Genomic DNA, 16,602 nt, shown 5'->3' with positions numbered 1-16,602 from the left:
GCGCTGGTGGTGCCAGCCCGCTACGCCCGCTCCGGGAACATCGCCTTCAGGCCCTCGCGCGAGGCCTTGGCGACGCCGCGTTCGGTGATCAGTCCAGTCACCAGCCGCGCCGGGGTCACGTCGAAGGCCGGGTTTGCCGCGGGCGTTGCCTCGGGCGATATCCGCACCTGGGCGATCTCGCCCTTGGCGGTCTTGCCCCACACCAGCGAGACCTCGTCAGCCGAGCGCTGCTCGATCGGGATCTCGGCCAGTCCGTCATGCACCGTCCAGTCGATGGTCGGCGACGGCAAGGCGACATAGAATGGCACGTCATTGTCGGCGGCGGCCAGCGCCTTCAGATAGGTGCCGATCTTGTTGCAGACATCGCCATCGGCGGTGGTTCGGTCGGTGCCGACAATGACCATGTCGATCTCGCCGCGCTGCATCAGGTGGCCGCCGGCATTGTCGACGATCAGCGTGTGCGGCACGCCGTGGCCGGCCATCTCCCAGGCGGTCAGCTGGGCGCCCTGGTTGCGCGGCCGCGTCTCGTCGACATAGACGTGGACCGGAATGCCGGCTTCGGTTGCCAGGTAGATCGGCGCCGTTGCAGTGCCATAATCGACGGTGGCCAGCCAGCCGGCATTGCAATGGGTCAGGATGTTGACAGGCTCGCCCTTCTGCTTGCGCGCCGCGATGTCCTTGATGATGGCGAGGCCGTTGGCGCCGATGGCGCGGTTGAGGCCGACATCCTCATCGGCGATCTCACTGGCGCGCCGATAGGCGGCTGCGGCGCGTTGTTCTGTTGGCAGCGGCCGCAGGACCCCCCGCATCTCATCCAGCGCCCAGCGCAGGTTGATCGCGGTCGGTCGGGTTTCGTGCAATGTCTCCCAGACGGCATCAAGTGCGGCGTCCGACGGATCATCCGCCATCTGCATGGCGACGCCATAGGCAGCGGTGACGCCGATCAGCGGCGCGCCGCGCACCCACATGTCGCGGATGGCGGTGGCGATGCCGGCGACGGTGCCGATCCTCTCGATGCGGAAATCATGCGGCAGCCAGCGCTGGTCGATGATCTCCACCGAACGCCCGTCGTCGCTCAGCCAGATGGTACGATAGTGGCGGTCGCCGACGTTCAAATGCTGTTCTCCCGTTCGATCAGCGTGGCCAGGGTGTTGACCTCGTCGATGCTGTGAATCTGGCGCCGGTTGACGGCGATGTGACGGCCGAATTTCAGCGCCTTCGCCTCACATGTGGCGCGCAGGTCCTCGTCGGCAATGGTCTCGAAATCGGCATTGTGGGCGAGGCCGAGGATGCGCCGGTGAACCTCGATGCCGGCAAAGCCGAGCAGATCGGTCCAGACCTGATGCAGCACGTGGTCGAGCGCCTGCTCGGCGCCCAGCCTGTCGCCCTGATCCTCGAACAGGCTCTTCTGGTAGAGCATGCCGGTGCGCTCGGTGCGCCACAGATGCGAGAACTCAGCGCGAAAGACCGCCCATGTCTCGACGATAACGTCGAGCAGATAGGCGCGCATCGCATCGCGCTTGCCCGTCTGTTCATGGCCGCGCTGCGAGAAGAAGGACATCCAGAAATTGGCGAGCAGCATGCCGACATCGAACGCCATCGGTCCGTAGAAGGCGAACTCCGGATCGATCATCCGCGTCTCTGTGTCGGTGACCATGATCGAGCCGGAATGCAGATCGCCATGCAGCAGTGTCTCGGCATTGGCGGCGAAGATATGCTTCAGCCGCTGCGCCTCGACCTTGAGATCTCGGTCGGCGCGCAGTTCGGCAACGAGGCCGTCGAGTTGCGGGCTGGTATGCCGGTTCATCCTGGCATCGAAATACGGGTCTGAGAACACCAAGTTCTCGGTGATGTCGCAGAGTTCGACATTGTCCGCGAACAGCGCCAGATCGGCCTTGCGGTCCTTGGTCACCATGGAGAGGTCGGAGCCGCGAAACAGGGTGCGGGCCATGAACAGGCCGATATCCCTGGCGATATTTGGCAGCCGCCGGCCTTCGATCAGCGCCCGCCGCAGGATGATGTGCGGCGACAGATACTCCATGATGATCAGCGCCTGGCCTTCATCGAAATGATAGATCGCCGGCACCGAGCCCGGCGCACGCGCCTCCTGCCGGGTCAGCGCGTGATATTCGAAGAAGGAGCGCTTCAGCGGCAATGGCCAGCTGTCGCCGACCAGGCGGACATAGGGCAGGGCCTGCTTGACCACGGCGGCACCGCTGGCACCCTCGACGATGAACACCAGGTTCAGATTGCCGTCACCGACCTCGCGGACTTTCCAGCGTGTCGTGTCCTTGCCGATCTTCGCGCATAGCGCCTCGTTCGTGCCGAGGCGCGTTGAAAGCGTCTCCACCGACAGTGCTTCGAACGGCAATTTCCCGGTCATTCTTCTCCCTCCCGCCTATGCGCTCCGATCATAGGGGAGCCTTAGCGGCTGGGCCAAGCTAGGAAGCTGTCTGGCAATTGTCAATCGTGTTGACAATTGCCGACATAGACCATAGCGTCATGGTCAGGGAGGAACGCATGGTCGGCAGTGCCGTGTTCCGCGTAGAGGGACTGAGGAAATCCTTTGGCCAGAACGAGGTGCTTGGCGGCGTCTCGCTGGAGCTTCATGCCGGTGAAGTGACGGTGCTGATGGGCGCCAACGGCGCTGGCAAATCCACCCTCGTCAAGATCATCAGCGGCGTCTATGAGCGCGGCGGCGGCACGATGAGCCTCGCCGGCCAGGACTTCGCGCCGAACACGCCGGCAGAGGCGATCCGCGCCGGCGTCGTCACCGTTCACCAGAACATCAATGACGGGGTCGTCGCCGATCTCGATGTCGCCACCAACCTGACCCTGGACCGGCTGAGCGGCAGCGGCGCCCCGTTCTTGTTCAATCCAGCCCGGGTGCGCCGCGAGGCCAAGGCGGTCGCCGACCGCATGGGTCTGGCCATCGATCTCAAGGCCCGCGTCAACGACCTTTCGCTGGCCGATCGCCAGATGGTGGCGATCGCGCGTGCTTTGGCACACCAGCCGAAAGTGCTCATTCTCGACGAGCCGACGTCATCACTGTCCAGCGCCGAGGCCGACCGGCTGTTTGCGCTGATCGACAGGTTGCGCGAACAAGGCGTGGCGATCCTCTACATCTCGCATCGCATGTCTGACATCCGGCGGCTTGCCGACCGCATCGTCTCGATGCGCGACGGGGTCATCTCAGGCGTTTTCGACAGGAAACCGCTCGACTATGAAGGCGCGGTCAACGCCATGCTCGGCCGCAAGATCCATCTCGACCAGATCGTTGCCAGGAACTCAGTCAAGGCGATCCTGACCATCGACGGCCTGCGCATCGCGCCGGGCGCCAGGCCGATCTCGCTGACGCTCGGCGATGGCGAGGTCGTCGCCATCACCGGCCTCGTCGGCGTCGGCAAGACGGCGCTGGCCGAGACGCTGTTTGGCGTGCGCCGGCCGCTCGCCGGCACCATGACGATGAACGGCAGGCCTTATGCGCCGGGATCGGCGGGCGAAGCGATCGCCGCCGGCGTGTTCCTCGTCGCCAAGGATCGCGCCACCAGCGGCATCGTCGGGGGCTTCAACATCGAGCGCAATGTCAGCCTGCCGTTCCTCAAGCGGATGTCGAATCTGGGCGTGCTCAAGCGCCGTCTCGAGCGCGCCACCGCGCGCCGGCAGATCGAGGAACTCGGCATCGTCTGTCGCTCCGAGAAAGATGACCTGGCGTCCCTCTCGGGCGGCAACCAGCAGAAGGTGATGGTCGCTCGCTGGATGGCGCAGGACGCAACGCTGTTCATCCTCGACGAGCCGTTTCAGGGCGTCGACATCTCGGCCAGGCGCGATATCGCCGCCAAGCTGAGGGCCAGTGCCAATGGCCGCGCGACGCTGCTGTTCGTCACCGAACTCGATGAGGCGCTGGAGACGGCCGACCGCATCCTGGTGATGTCGGAGCAGACCATCGTCGGTGAACATCGCAACGCCGAAGTCGATCTCGATCGCCTGCTGGCCGAGGTGGCCGGCGGGCCTTTGCACAACGCGGCCTGAGCGTGGCGGCGGGTAAAGGGGAATTGGAATGGAGAGACTATGAGTTGGGTAAGAACGGCAGCGGCGCGCGGGGGCGCTGAATGACGCTGCGCGACCACGCCATCCGCTATGGGTTCATCGTCCTGCTGTTCGGGCTGGTCGCCTATTTCGCGATCGCCGCCGACGGTTTCGTCTCGCCGCAAAGTGCCGTCTTCATCTTCCAGTCGGTCGCCATCACCGGCGTGCTGGCGCTCGGCGTCACCGCCACTCTGGTCGTTGGCGGCTTTGATCTCTCGATCGGCTCGGTCGCCACCTCCGCCATGATGGCTGCGGCCTATGTGATGGTGGTGCTGGAGCAGAACGCGGTCGTCGCGGTCGTCGTCTGCCTGCTGATCGGCGCCGTCGTTGGCCTGATCAACGGCTGGTTGATCGTCTACATGCGCGTGCCCGATCTCCTGGCGACGCTCGGCATGATGTTCCTGCTCGTCGGCCTGCAGCGTATCCCCACCGAAGGCCGCTCGATCGCCACCGGCATGACGATGCCCGATGGTTCGGTCGCCAACGGCAAGTTCGGCGACGCCTTCCTGGCGCTCGGCCGCCACCGCTTCGATTTCTTCATCCCGAATCTCATTCCGGTTTCGGTCGTGGTGCTGCTCGTGCTCGCCGTGCTGATCTGGTTCTTCCTCGAATACACCCGCTTCGGACGGATGATGTACGCGGTCGGCAGCAATGAGCGCGCCGCCGAACTCGCCGGCGCGCCTGTCAAGGCATACAAGATCTGGGCCTACGTCATTTCAGGAGTTTTTGCCTCGATCGGCGGTATTTTGCTCGCTGCCCGACTTGGACGCGGCGATATCGCCTCGGGTAATAATCTGCTGCTCGACGCTGTCGCGGCGGCGCTCATCGGCTACGCGGTGCTCGGCGTCGCCAAGCCGAACGCCTTCGGCACCGCCGTCGGCGCGCTGTTCGTCGGCATCTTGCTGCAAGGCCTGACCATGATGAACGCGCCTTACTACACGCAGGATTTCGTCAAGGGCGTGGTTCTGGTCGTCGCCCTTGTCTTCACCTTTGCACTTTCCGGCAGGGGCAGGGGATAGCTTTCGACTGGGCAGGATTTTTGGTTCAACAAGAGTGGAGGAAAACAAGGTGAACATCACAAGAAGACTTCTAGGGAAGGTCGCGCTCGGGCTGGCCGGCGCAACCATGCTGATGCAGTTCCCGGCACTGGCGGCGGACAAGCCGGCGCCGTTCGACAAGCCCGGCGTCAAGATCGCGCTGGTGCGCTATCTGTCGACCGGTGATTTCTTCCAGGCCTATCTTTCGGGCGTCGAGGCACAGTCGAAAGCGCTCGGTATTGATCTGCGCGTCCTCGACAGCCGCCAGGATGCCGCCCTTCAATCCGACATGGTCGATCAGGCCATCGCACTCGGCGTGCAGGGCATCATCATCCAGCACGGCCTGACGGAATCGATGAAGGACGCCGCCCAGCGCGCGGTCGATGCCGGCATCAAGGTGGTTGCTTTCGACGTCAATGTCGAAAACCCCAAGATCCCGCAGATCGAGCAGTCCGACCGCGACCTTGCGCGCCTGGCGCTCGAACAGGCGGTCAAGGACAATGGCGACAGCTGGAACGCCGGCTATGTCTATGTTGCCGGCATCGCGCCGCTCGACCGCCGCAACGAGACCTGGGTCGATGTGAAAAAGAAATACTCGGGCATCAAGGAAGTCGCGATGTTCGGCACGCTCGACAATCCGATCGCTAACTCCGTCGCCAACCAGGCACGTTCGGTGCTGTCGGCCCACCCCGACATCAAGGTGATGTTCGCCCCCTATGACGAATTTGCCAAGGGCGTGAAGATCGCCGTCGACGAAGCCGGCCTGAACAAGGGCATCAAGATCTATTCGGCCGATATTTCGACGTCCGACATTGCCGCGATGCGCGAGCCCGACAGCGCCTGGGCAGCGACCGCCGCCACCAACCCGGCCGTGGTCGGCCAGGTCTCGGTGCGCGCGCTGGCGCAACTGCTCGCCGGTGAAGACCCCGGCCACAACGTCATCGTGCCGCCGACGCTGATCACCCAGAAGGAGCTGATCGACAAGGACATCAAGAACATGGAGGACCTGTCGGCCAAGCTGCCGCAGTTCGCCCATGCCGATGTCGCCATGCCGGCTTGGATGCCGAACCCGAACGCGAAGTAAGTATCGTCATCGCACAAACGAAAAGGGCGGCCCGCGAGCCGCCCTTTTTGTTGTTGGTTGGAAATGCCTACCGCAGCGCCGCCGCGATGTTGCCGCCGTCGACCGTCGTCACATCGGCGGTGGTCCGTTCGGCCAGCGCATGATGCAGGAAGGCCTGCGCCACGTCCTGCGCCGTCACTTCCTGGCCAAGCAGATTGCCGGACATGTAGTCCTTCTCCGACACGCCGCGCGCGCCCGAACGGCTGGCGATCATGGCGTCGGTCAAAAGCCCCGAGCGGATGCGATCGGCGTTGACGGCGTTCGAACGGATGCCGTGGGCGCCATAGTCGAGCGCGTATTGCCGGGACAAGAACAGCGTCGCCGCCTTCGGCACGCCGTAGGCGCCGAACTTGGGGCCAGGGTTGACCGCCTGCTTGGAGGTGTTGAACAAAAGCACGCCGCCGGTTCCCTGTTCGAGCATGATGCGCACGGCATTCTGCGCCACCGACTGGTGGGCGAAGAAGTTGAGCTCGAAGCTCTTGCGCAGAAGCGCGTCGTCGAGCTCACCGATCCGGCCCTCCCAGGCAGCCCCGGCATTGGACACCAGGATGTCGACGCCACCGAACACGGCAACCGCCCTGTCGAAGGCGGCTCGCACCTGTGCGGGATCGGTAATGTCGGCAGCGACGCCGATCGAGTTGTTGCCGGCCTTCTTTGCAGCGTCAGCGGCCTTTTCGGCATCGAGATCGACGACGACGGCATGGGCGCCATTGTCGGCGAACAGCTTGGCCGTCGCCGCGCCGATCGCGCCGGCGCCGCCGGTGATCAGCACCACCTGGCCGGTCAGCGGCTTCGGCTTGTTGGAGGCAAGCTTCGCCTGCTCCAGCGACCAGTATTCGAGCGGGAAGAGGTCAGCCTTGGACAGCGGATGGAACCGGCCGACGGCCTCGGCGCCGCGCACCGCCTCGATCCACATCTCGCCGACATCGGAAGCGATCTTCGCATCCTTCAGCGTGCGGCCGTGGCCGAACATGCCGAGCCCCGGCACCAGCGTCAGCCGCGGCATCGGGTCGAGCATGGTGCGCTTGACGTCGTCGAGCGCATCGTTGGTTTCGAAATAAACGCGATAGTCCTTGGCGAAGGCGTCAACATGGCTCTTGATCACGGCCTTGTAGTCGCCGATCTTGTCGGCATCGGGCGCCGGCACCGCCATCGGTCCGGTCTTGATGCGGATCGACAGGTCGGGCGTCGACACGCCGCGTCGGGCATAATCGGCGATCGCGGCCGAGTTGATGAAATCGACGATGGCGTCCGAGGTGCGGAAGTCGCTGATCATGCGGTCGAAGCGGCCTTCGCCACGCGCCACCGCGACAGCGCCGCGCAGCATCGGCGCGATGGCTGCCGGTGTGGCGAGCTTTGCCGGCAGCGTCGCCTTTGCCGCCTTCGGCTTGGCGTGCTTGGCGACATAGTCCTCGGCGACATTCACATAGTGGATCATCCGGTCATAGGCTTGCCTGGCATCGTCGCCGAACGTGAAGATGCCATGCTTGTCCAGGATCAGGCCCTCGACCGTCGGGTCGGCGTCGAAGACGTCGGCCGCCGCCTTGGCGAGGTCGAAGCCGGGCATGATGTAGGGCACGTAACCCATCTTGTCGCCGAACACCGTCTTCACCAGCGGCTTGCTGTCTTCCTGGTCGACGATGGCGAGGATGGCGGTCGAATGGGTGTGGTCGACGAATTTGTGCGGCAGGAAGGCATGCAGCAGCGTCTCGACCGAGGGATTGGGCGAGGATGGGTCGATGAGGTTCGCCCGCTGCAGGGCGACCATGTCCTCGTCGGAGAGCTTGTTGAGCTTGCGCGCCTTGAGCAGCGCGCCCATCTTCACCGCCGGCAGCCCCTGCGGCTCGATGACGGCCATGTCCCAGCCGCTGCCCTTGACGCACAACACATCCCATTCATCGCCGAGGAGGTCGGTTGCCTTGGTCTTGCAGGAGGTGTTGCCGCCGCCATGCAGCACGAGTCGCGGCTCGCCGCCCAGCAGGCGCGTCGTGTAGACGCGCAGCGCCAGGTCGCCGCCAACGCCTTTCCCGGCATAGTCGGCAACCATCTTTTCCGCGTCGCCGTCATTCCAAAGGTTCTTCATTTCGCTTCGTCCGATTCCGTCTTCTTGCTGGTGAACAGGAAAGCCGCGACGCCTTGATGACAGCGCGGCGAGGGTGGTCTTGCTAGGATGCCTTTTCGCTGGCCGCGGCTCCGGCATGATCCAGCAGCCGCTGCGCCATGCGTGCGCCGACCACCAGATGCGTGCAAAGTCCGCCTGCGATCGCCGCGAGAAGCGGTTCGAACTTGCTGTCCTCCTGCACGACCATCAGGCGCCGGTCGATGGCGCGCAGCGAGGAGAGCTCGGCCGAGATCACCCGGCGGTTGTAGCTGCAATCGAGCACCTTGCCGTCGGCGTCGATGATCTGTCCGGCAATGACACCGGCGGCACCTTGCTTGCGTAGCGTAGCCATTTCGTCAGGAGTGAGCGCGCCGCATTTGACCAGATGGCTGTCGGCATCGACCGCCCCGACCGAGTACAGCGCCAGATCGCATTCGCCAATCCCCGACAATTGCTCACGGATCACCGGCTCGGCGCGCAGCGCGCGCGCCAGCTCCTCCGTCGACAGCACCAGCGGCGCGTAGAAATTGAGGCCCTTGGCATTGAGCCGCCGCGCGATCTCCATCGTGCACTGGTCGGGCCGGTAGGAATAGGGCGCTCCGAGATTGCCGCAGAGCTGCACCACCGTGACGTCCTGCAGATCGGCATAGGACATGATGTCGGCGATCGTGTAGACGGTGCGGCCCCAGGCAACGCCGATGCGGTCGCCCTTCTTGACCAGTTCGAGAAACACGCTCGCCGCCAGCACGGCGATTTCCGTCGAGGGGTCGGCGATGTGGTCGTTCTCGGGCGCGATCCAGACGACATCGAGCTTCAACGCATCCTCGAGCTTGCGCGCCAGCACATCGTCGGTGAAAAGCTGGGTCGAGGTCGAGATGTTGACGATGCCAGTCTCGCGCGCCTTGCGCAGATACATGGCGACCGAGGCACGGGAGATGTTAAGCTGGCTCGCAACCTGATCCTGCCGCAGGCCATGCGCGTAATACAGCCACGCGGCCTTGTGAATCAGCTGCTCTGCTGGTCGGATCGCCATGCCATCTCCTCCGCTGACATTATTCACGGCCTTCGACAAAAGTCAAACTTGCGCGAGAGTGTAAACGTCTTTCTCTTGTTGATCGGGATCAAGGCGAAGCTGGCCGTGGTGTGTGACAGGCTTCGCCTACAAGGATGGTGACGTGGCCCGGAGCCTGTGATTAGAAGTCTCCGACCAGGAAGCTAAGGGGAGGCGGGATGGGCAAGCCTTATGAGCAGGATCTCGACAAGAACGCGGCCAATCACCAGCCGCTGACGCCGCTCACCTACCTGGAGCGCGCGGCAAAGACCTATCCGGACCATATCGCCATCATCCATGGCCGCCAGCGCATGGACTATCGCACGTTCTGGCGCCGGTCGCTGAAGCTTGCCTCGGCGCTATCGAAGCGCGGCATCGGCAAGGGCGATACGGTCAGCGTCATGTTGTCCAACACGCCGCCGATGCTGGAGGCGCATTTCGGCGTGCCAATGACCAAGGCGGTGCTCCATTCGCTCAACACCCGCCTCGACGCAGCGGTCATCGCCTTCCAGCTCGACCACGCCGAAACCAAGGTGCTGATCGTCGACCGCGAGTTTTCTGGTATCGTCGGACAAGCGCTGGATCTGGCCAAGGTCAAGCCGCTGGTCATCGACTATGACGACCCCGAATACGCCGCCGACGCGCCCTATCCGAAGGGCCAGCGCATCGGCACATTCGACTATGAGGCGTTTGTCGCTGAAGGCGACGAGGACTTTGCATGGTCGATGCCCGACGATGAATGGGACGCCATTTCGCTCAACTACACCTCCGGTACCACAGGCAATCCGAAGGGCGTCGTCTACCACCATCGCGGCGCGGCCCTGATGGCCTACACCAACACCATCCATGCCGGCATGGCCAAGCATGCGGTCTATCTGTGGACGCTGCCGATGTTCCATTGCAATGGCTGGTGCTTTCCATGGACGCTCGCCATTCAGGCCGGCACTCATGTCTGCCTGCGCTGGGTGCGGCCGAAGCCGATCTACGACGCCATCGCCGATCACGGCGTCACGCATCTGTGCGGCGCACCGGTCGTCATGTCGGTGCTGATCAATGCGAAGGACGAAGACAAGCGCGAGTTTCCGCAGACCGTCACCTTCAACACGGCCGCGGCACCGCCGCCGGAAGCCGTGCTGTCCGGCATGGCCGATGCCGGCTTTGCCGTCACCCACCTCTACGGGCTGACCGAGACCTATGGCCCGGCGGTGGTCAACGAATGGCATGACGCCTGGGACGATCTCGAAAAGGGAGAGCGCAGCGCCAAGAAAGCACGACAGGGCGTGCGCTACGCCGCTCTCGAGGGCCTGACCGTCATGGACCCCGAGACGATGCAGGTAACGCCGGCGGATGGCGAGACCATTGGCGAGGTCATGTTCCGCGGCAACATCGTCATGAAGGGCTACCTGAAGAACCGCAAGGCGAGCGACGAAGCCTTTGCCGGCGGCTGGTTCCACTCCGGCGATCTCGGCGTCATGCATCCCGACGGCTACATCCAGCTCAAGGACCGCTCCAAGGACATCATCATTTCCGGAGGCGAGAACATTTCGTCGATCGAGGTCGAGGACGCGCTCTACAAGCACCCTTCCGTTGCCTCTTGTGGCGTCGTCGCCAGGCCCGATGACAAATGGGGCGAGGTGCCCATAGCCTATGTCGAACTGAAGCCCGGCAAGACCGCGACCGAGGCCGAGATCATCGAGCACTGTCGTGCGCTGCTCGCTCGCTTCAAGGTGCCAAAGGCGGTGATCTTCGCTGAAATCCCGAAGACCTCGACCGGCAAAATCCAGAAGTTCCGGCTGCGGGAAATGGCCAAGGTCGCCTGACGGCTCCGACAGCTTCTTTCAAGAATATTTTCAGCGGCTCGCATCCTCGGGCCGCTCCGTGACGTCTGTTGGATGTCACCAGCTGTCACCAATCGTACAGGTACGGCGAAATCGCATTGACAGGGCGCCTGTTTCGATTTACGAGTGACGAAAATTGAAATTCGTCACTCGTAAATAAGCAGAAGGCCATGTCCGAAGCCGCCACCATAGTCGCCGACGCCGCCCGACAGGAAAATGTGACGCGCATACTCGACTGCGCCGAACGCCTGTTCCGGCACTATGGCTACGGCAAGACCAATGTCGCCGACATCGCGCGCGAACTTGGCATGTCGCCGGCCAACATCTACCGTTTCTTCGCCTCCAAGGTCGAAATCCACCAGGCCGTCTGCGGCCGGATGCTCGGCGCCAGCTACAAGATGGCCTACGAGATTTCCCGCCTGCCGATTAGCGCCGAGGAGCGGCTGCGCCGCTACGTGCATGCGCAGTACAAAATGACGCTGGAGGTCATGCTTGACGAGCAGAAGGTCCACGAGATGGTCATCGTCGCGCTCGAGCGGGACTGGGGCGTCATCGACAAGCACGTCGACAGCATCCACGACCTGTTCGCGGAGGTTATCCGCGATGGCATCGAGGCCGGTGAGTTCAGGGAACAGGATCCGGCGATCGCGTCACGCTGCTTCGGCGCCGCCACGGTTATCCTGTGCCATCCGCAGATGGTGGCGCAGTGCCTCGCCAAGACCAACCGGGCGATGCCCGACGACCTCATCGATTATGCGATCAAGGCCTTGAAGAAATAGCCGCCGCACGCGGGTGCCGGTGTCGAACCGTTCATCTCCAGTCAGGAGTACCAAGATGTCTTTGCCCACTTCCATCCTTCGCAAGCTGCCAGTTGCCGGACTGATCGTCGCGGCGCTCGGGCTTGCCGGCTGCTCGCAGGAAAAAGCCGAAGTCAAGGACATCATCCGCCCGGTCAAGGTCGTCGAAATCGCCCAGGCGCATGACACCCGCACGCTCTCCTATTCCGGCTCGGTGCGGGCCCGCACCGAAAGCGCTCTGGCTTTCCGGGTCAACGGCAAGATCACCGAGCGTCTTGTCGACATCGGTCAGCATGTGGCGCCCGGCGATGTGCTCGCTCGCGTCGATGCTTCCGACTACGACCTTTCGGTCAAGAGTGCGCAGGCGGCGCTTGATGCCGCCGAGCGGCAGGTCGAGACCGTCGAGTTTGCGCGCAAGCGCGCCGAGCAGCTGTTTGCCAAGAACTTTGCGCCGAAATCGCAGCTTGAACAGGCAACGCTGACCTATGATCAGGCCGTCGCCACCCGCGATTCCGCCCGCTCCTCGCTTGACCAGGCCAAGAACCAGGTCGGTTACACCGAACTCAAGGCCGACAGGGACGGCATCGTCACTGCCGTCAACGCCGATGTCGGCCAGGTGGTTGGCTCCGGCACGCCGGTGGTCACCGTCGCCGTCGACGGCGAAAAGGAAGTGCTGATCGCCGTGCCGGAAATGGAAATCGCCGAATTCAAGCCCGGCAAGGTCGTCAAGGCTGGTTTCTGGTCCGATGACGCGCTGGCGCTTGATGGCAAGGTTCGCGAAGTCGCCGGCAGCGCCGACCCGCAGTCGCGCACCTTTGCCGTCCGCGTCAGCCTGCCCAACGACCCACGCGTGCTTCTCGGCATGACCGCCAACATTGAAGCCTCGGCGGCCAATGAGCGGCAACTCGTGTCGATCCCGCTGAGCGCTCTGGCCGAGCAAGGCAGCCAGTCGATCGTCTGGACCGTCGATCGTGGCGCCGACACTGTTCATGCCCGCCCGGTCAAGGTCGCCAAGTTCGCCGCCGATGGCGTGCGTGTCGCCGAAGGTCTGAAGCCTGGTGATGTCGTGGTCGCGGCCGGCACGCAGTTCATGACCGAGAACCTGAAAGTGAAACTCGCTGCCGACACGGTGCTGCAGTCCGCCTCCGCGGCAGGCGATGGCGGCGACACCAAGCAGTTGCGCTGACGACAGACAACCGGCTGCGCGTTCCCGCAGCCGCTGGTTTCCGGGCGGCAGGCGCCCGATCCGAGACGCTCGGTTGATGTAACCCCCACATCGATTTTCGCGTCCCACCGCGATGAGTGTTTCTCCGCTCGGAGAGCCTTGCCGCCCGGAAGCCACTACAGAACCTCGACCTTGTTGCTAAACAGATGGACCACCATCATGACCAATTCTACGGACGAGAAGCGGCCCTTCAACCTGTCACGCTGGGCGATAGGCCATCCCGCCATTGCGCGGTTCCTGTTTGGCCTGATCATCATTTCTGGCGCGCTCGGCCTTATGCGCATGGGCCAGAAGGAAGATCCCGACTTCACCTTCCGGGTGATGGTCGTCCAGGCGATCTGGCCGGGCTCCTCGATCCAGGAGATGGAAGATCAGGTCGTCAACAAGATCGAACGCAAGTTGCAGGAGACGCCGCATCTCGACTTCGTGCGCTCCTTCACCCGCGCCGGCAGCGCCATCATCACGGTTCAGATCAAGGGCGACACCAACGCCGAAGAGGTGAAGGATGCCTTCTACCAGGTGCGCAAGAAGGTCGGCGATATCGCTGGCGATCTGCCGCAAGGCCTGCTCGGCCCCTATTTCAACGATGAGTTCGGCGACACCTTCATCACCCTGCATTCGATCAGCGGTGACGGCTTCAGCTATCCCGAGTTGAAGAAATTCGCCATCCAGGCGCGTGACATGCTGCTGACGACGCCAGGCGTCGAGAAGGCAGTGATCATCGGCGACCAGCCGGAAAAGCTCTACATCGACGTTTCGTCCAAGGCGCTCGCCGAACGCGGCCTGACGCTTGTCGATCTGCAGAACGCGATCAAGGGACAGAACAATGTCGACCCGGCCGGCTCCGTCGATACCGGCATCAACTCGGTGCGCATCTCGGTCGAGGGCGACGTCAGCAAGGTCGAGGACATCCGCAATCTGCGCTTGCGCGCCGGCGGTCAGGTCACCCGGCTGGGCGATATCGCCACCGTGACCTCAGGGCTGGAAGATCCCTTCCAGCGCAAATACCGCTTCAACGGTCATGACAGCGTGCAGCTTGGTGTCGTCATGGCCAAGGGCTTCAAGGTCACCGATGTCGGCAAGGACGTCGAGGCGACCTACAAGCGCTTCGAAGAGACGTTGCCCTATGGCGTTTCGGTCGACCAGATTTCCGACCAGCCGGGAGTTGTCACGGATGCGGTGGCCGAATTCATGCATGCGCTCGGCGAGGCGCTGCTGATCGTGCTTGTCGTTTCGTTCCTGTCGATCGGCTGGCGCTCGGGCCTGGTCATCGCCATCGCCATTCCGCTGGTTCTGGCCGCCACCTTCGCCATCATGTACGAGCTCGGCATCGACCTGCAGCGTATCTCGCTCGGCGCATTGATCATTGCGCTCGGCCTGCTTGTCGACGACGCCATGATCGTCGTCGAGATGATGGAGCGCAAACTCGAGGAAGGGCTGGTCAAGATCGAGGCGGCAAGCTTTGCCTATTCCTCGACCGCCTTCCCGATGCTGACCGGCACGCTGATCACCACCGCCGGCTTCATCCCTGTCGGCTTCGCCGCTTCGACGGCCGGCGAATATGTGCGCACCTTGTTCTACGTCGTCGGCATCGCGCTGGTCGTGTCCTGGTTCGTGGCGGTCTATTTCACGCCATGGCTCGGCAACATGATCCTCAAGCAGCGCAAGCATGCCGGCAGCCACCATGACGTCTTCGACACGCGCTTCTATCGCAGGCTTCGCGCCACGGTCGGCTGGGCGGTGCGCCATCGCATCATCGTTCTGGTGATGACGCTGGTGACCTTCGGCACCAGCCTGTGGGCGTTCCAGTTCATTCCGCAGAACTTCTTCCCGCAATCGTCGCGGCCTGAAATCCTCGTCGATCTCTGGCTGCCGGAAGGCACCAGCATCAAGGAGGTCGAGGTGCAGGCCAAGGCGCTTGAGGCCAAGATGATGGACGACAAGGACAAGCGCTTCATCGCCACCTATATCGGCGAAGGCGCGCCGCGCTTCTTCCTGCCGCTCGATCAGCAGCTGCGCAATCCGAACTTTGCCCAGATGCTGGTCATGGCCAATGACGAGCCGGCGCGCGAAAGGCTGATCGTCAAGCTGCGCGCCGTCCTGGCCGAGGATTTCCCCTCGATCCGCGCCAAGGTCGACCGCCTGTTCCTCGGGCCGCCGACCGGCTGGCCGGTGCAGATGCGCGTCATGGGTCCGGATCGCCAGGAGGTACGCCGCATCGCCGATCAGGTGAAGGCGAAGTTCCGCGAGGATCCGCTGCTCGGCGCCGTGCATGACGACTGGCTGGAGCCGGTTCCGGCGATGAAGCTGGTCATCGACCAGGATCGCGCCCGTGCGCTCGGCGTCACCTCGCAGCGCATCCGCCAGATGCTGCAGACAGCAATGTCGGGCGCGCCGCTCGACGACTTCCGTGACGGCGAGGAGACGGTCTCCATCGTTGCCCGCGAGCCGGATGCCAGCCGCAGCCTCCTGTCCTCGGTCGACTCCGTCTATATCCCGACCGATTTCGGCGGCTTCGTGCCGCTGTCGCAGGTGGCCAAGGTGGTGCCGGTGCTGGAGCAAGGCATTGAATGGCGCCGTGACCGCTTGCCGACCATCAGTGTGCGGGCGACGCTGCCCGACGGCGTGCAGTCGAACGACGTCGTCACCAAGATGTACAAGGACATGCAGGGCCTGCGCGATGGCCTGGCGCCCGGCTACAAGATCGAGATCCAGGGCGGAGCCGAGGATTCGGCGGAAAGCCAGGCGTCGATCGCAGCCAAGGCGCCGGTCATGCTCGCCATCATCGTCGTGCTCCTGATGATACAGCTGCAGAATTTCGGCAAGGCGATGCTGGTGCTGGCCACCGGTCCGCTCGGCATCATCGGTGCGGCCGCCGCACTGCTGATCAGTGGCGCGCCGTTCGGCTTCGTCGCCATTCTCGGCGTCATCGCGCTGCTGGGCATCATCATGCGCAATTCGATCATCCTGGTCGACCAGATCGACCAGGACATCGCCAGAGGCATGGAACGATCCGAAGCGATCATCGGCTCGGCCGTCCGCCGTTTCCGGCCGATCGTGCTGACGGCGATGACGGCGGTGCTGGCGCTGATCCCGATTTCGCGCGCTGTCTTTTGGGGTCCGCTCGCCTATGCCATGATGGGCGGCATCCTCGTTGCCACCGTGCTGACCATCCTGGTGCTGCCGGCTGGCTACGCCCTGTTCTTTGGGCGGGAGCCCAAGAAGGCGGTGGATGCCGAACAGACGCCTGAACCAGAGTTGCCTGCCGAACGGCCGCAACTGGCGTTGGCCGCCGAATAAATAGCGCGGGTCGGACGATGCCGTCCGGCCCGCAAACTTGG

General features: G+C 63.6%; 11 protein-coding genes. 7 read left to right on the top strand and 4 right to left on the bottom strand.

The window, feature by feature from the left end; all coding sequences use genetic code 11:
* Positions 1-20: 20 nt before the first annotated feature.
* Positions 21-1,115, bottom strand: a complete 1,095-nt coding sequence (gene mtnA, locus AC56QP_RS07495; RefSeq protein WP_489860284.1) for an S-methyl-5-thioribose-1-phosphate isomerase — start codon at positions 1,113-1,115, stop codon at positions 21-23.
* On the bottom strand, positions 1,112-2,383 hold the full coding sequence (gene mtnK, locus AC56QP_RS07490) for an S-methyl-5-thioribose kinase (RefSeq protein WP_489860285.1): 1,272 nt from the start codon (positions 2,381-2,383) through the stop codon (positions 1,112-1,114). Before mtnK ends, mtnA begins: the two co-directional genes overlap by 4 nt.
* Before the next feature lie 137 nt (positions 2,384-2,520).
* Here mtnK and AC56QP_RS07485 point away from each other — a divergent pair, with 137 nt between their 5' ends.
* From AC56QP_RS07485 to AC56QP_RS07475, 3 genes are all read left to right on the top strand, one after another.
* On the top strand, positions 2,521-4,032 hold the full coding sequence (locus AC56QP_RS07485; protein ID WP_489860286.1) for a sugar ABC transporter ATP-binding protein: 1,512 nt from the start codon (positions 2,521-2,523) through the stop codon (positions 4,030-4,032).
* A gap of 80 nt (positions 4,033-4,112) precedes the next feature.
* Positions 4,113-5,108: an ABC transporter permease gene (locus AC56QP_RS07480; RefSeq protein ID WP_489860287.1), complete on the top strand. Its 996-nt coding sequence runs from the start codon at positions 4,113-4,115 to the stop codon at positions 5,106-5,108.
* Between the two features lie 49 nt (positions 5,109-5,157).
* On the top strand, positions 5,158-6,210 hold the full coding sequence (locus AC56QP_RS07475) for a substrate-binding domain-containing protein (RefSeq protein WP_489860288.1): 1,053 nt from the start codon (positions 5,158-5,160) through the stop codon (positions 6,208-6,210).
* A gap of 67 nt (positions 6,211-6,277) precedes the next feature.
* Here the strand turns inward: AC56QP_RS07475 and AC56QP_RS07470 are convergent, their stop codons facing one another.
* Both AC56QP_RS07470 and AC56QP_RS07465 read right to left on the bottom strand, forming a co-directional pair.
* Positions 6,278-8,332: a bifunctional aldolase/short-chain dehydrogenase gene (locus tag AC56QP_RS07470; protein WP_489860289.1), complete on the bottom strand. Its 2,055-nt coding sequence runs from the start codon at positions 8,330-8,332 to the stop codon at positions 6,278-6,280.
* A gap of 82 nt (positions 8,333-8,414) precedes the next feature.
* Positions 8,415-9,383, bottom strand: coding sequence for a sugar-binding transcriptional regulator (locus AC56QP_RS07465; RefSeq protein WP_489860290.1), 969 nt, complete (start codon positions 9,381-9,383; stop codon positions 8,415-8,417).
* Positions 9,384-9,580: 197 nt separating this feature from the next.
* On the opposite strand from AC56QP_RS07465, the gene AC56QP_RS07460 reads away from it, so the two are divergent.
* The 4 genes from AC56QP_RS07460 (at position 9,581) to AC56QP_RS07445 (ending at position 16,561) form a co-directional block, all read left to right on the top strand.
* Positions 9,581-11,221 carry an acyl-CoA synthetase gene (locus AC56QP_RS07460; protein ID WP_489860291.1) on the top strand — a complete coding sequence of 547 codons (1,641 nt, stop codon included), beginning with the start codon at positions 9,581-9,583 and terminating at the stop codon, positions 11,219-11,221.
* A gap of 188 nt (positions 11,222-11,409) precedes the next feature.
* The gene (locus AC56QP_RS07455; RefSeq protein WP_489860292.1) at positions 11,410-12,018 is read left to right on the top strand and encodes a TetR/AcrR family transcriptional regulator; all 609 of its coding nucleotides are present in this window, start codon (positions 11,410-11,412) and stop codon (positions 12,016-12,018) included.
* A gap of 55 nt (positions 12,019-12,073) precedes the next feature.
* Positions 12,074-13,222 (top strand): efflux RND transporter periplasmic adaptor subunit, encoded by a 1,149-nt coding sequence (locus tag AC56QP_RS07450; RefSeq protein WP_489860293.1) that lies wholly within the window; start codon positions 12,074-12,076, stop codon positions 13,220-13,222.
* 198 nt (positions 13,223-13,420) lie between these two features.
* On the top strand, positions 13,421-16,561 hold the full coding sequence (locus AC56QP_RS07445) for an efflux RND transporter permease subunit (protein ID WP_489860294.1): 3,141 nt from the start codon (positions 13,421-13,423) through the stop codon (positions 16,559-16,561).
* Positions 16,562-16,602: the final 41 nt, after the last annotated feature.

It is taken from the genome of Mesorhizobium sp. RCAM 05104 (assembly GCF_059683645.1).
The sequence above is the reverse complement of the archived record's forward strand: the minus strand, read 5'-3'. Positions and strand labels throughout refer to the sequence as shown.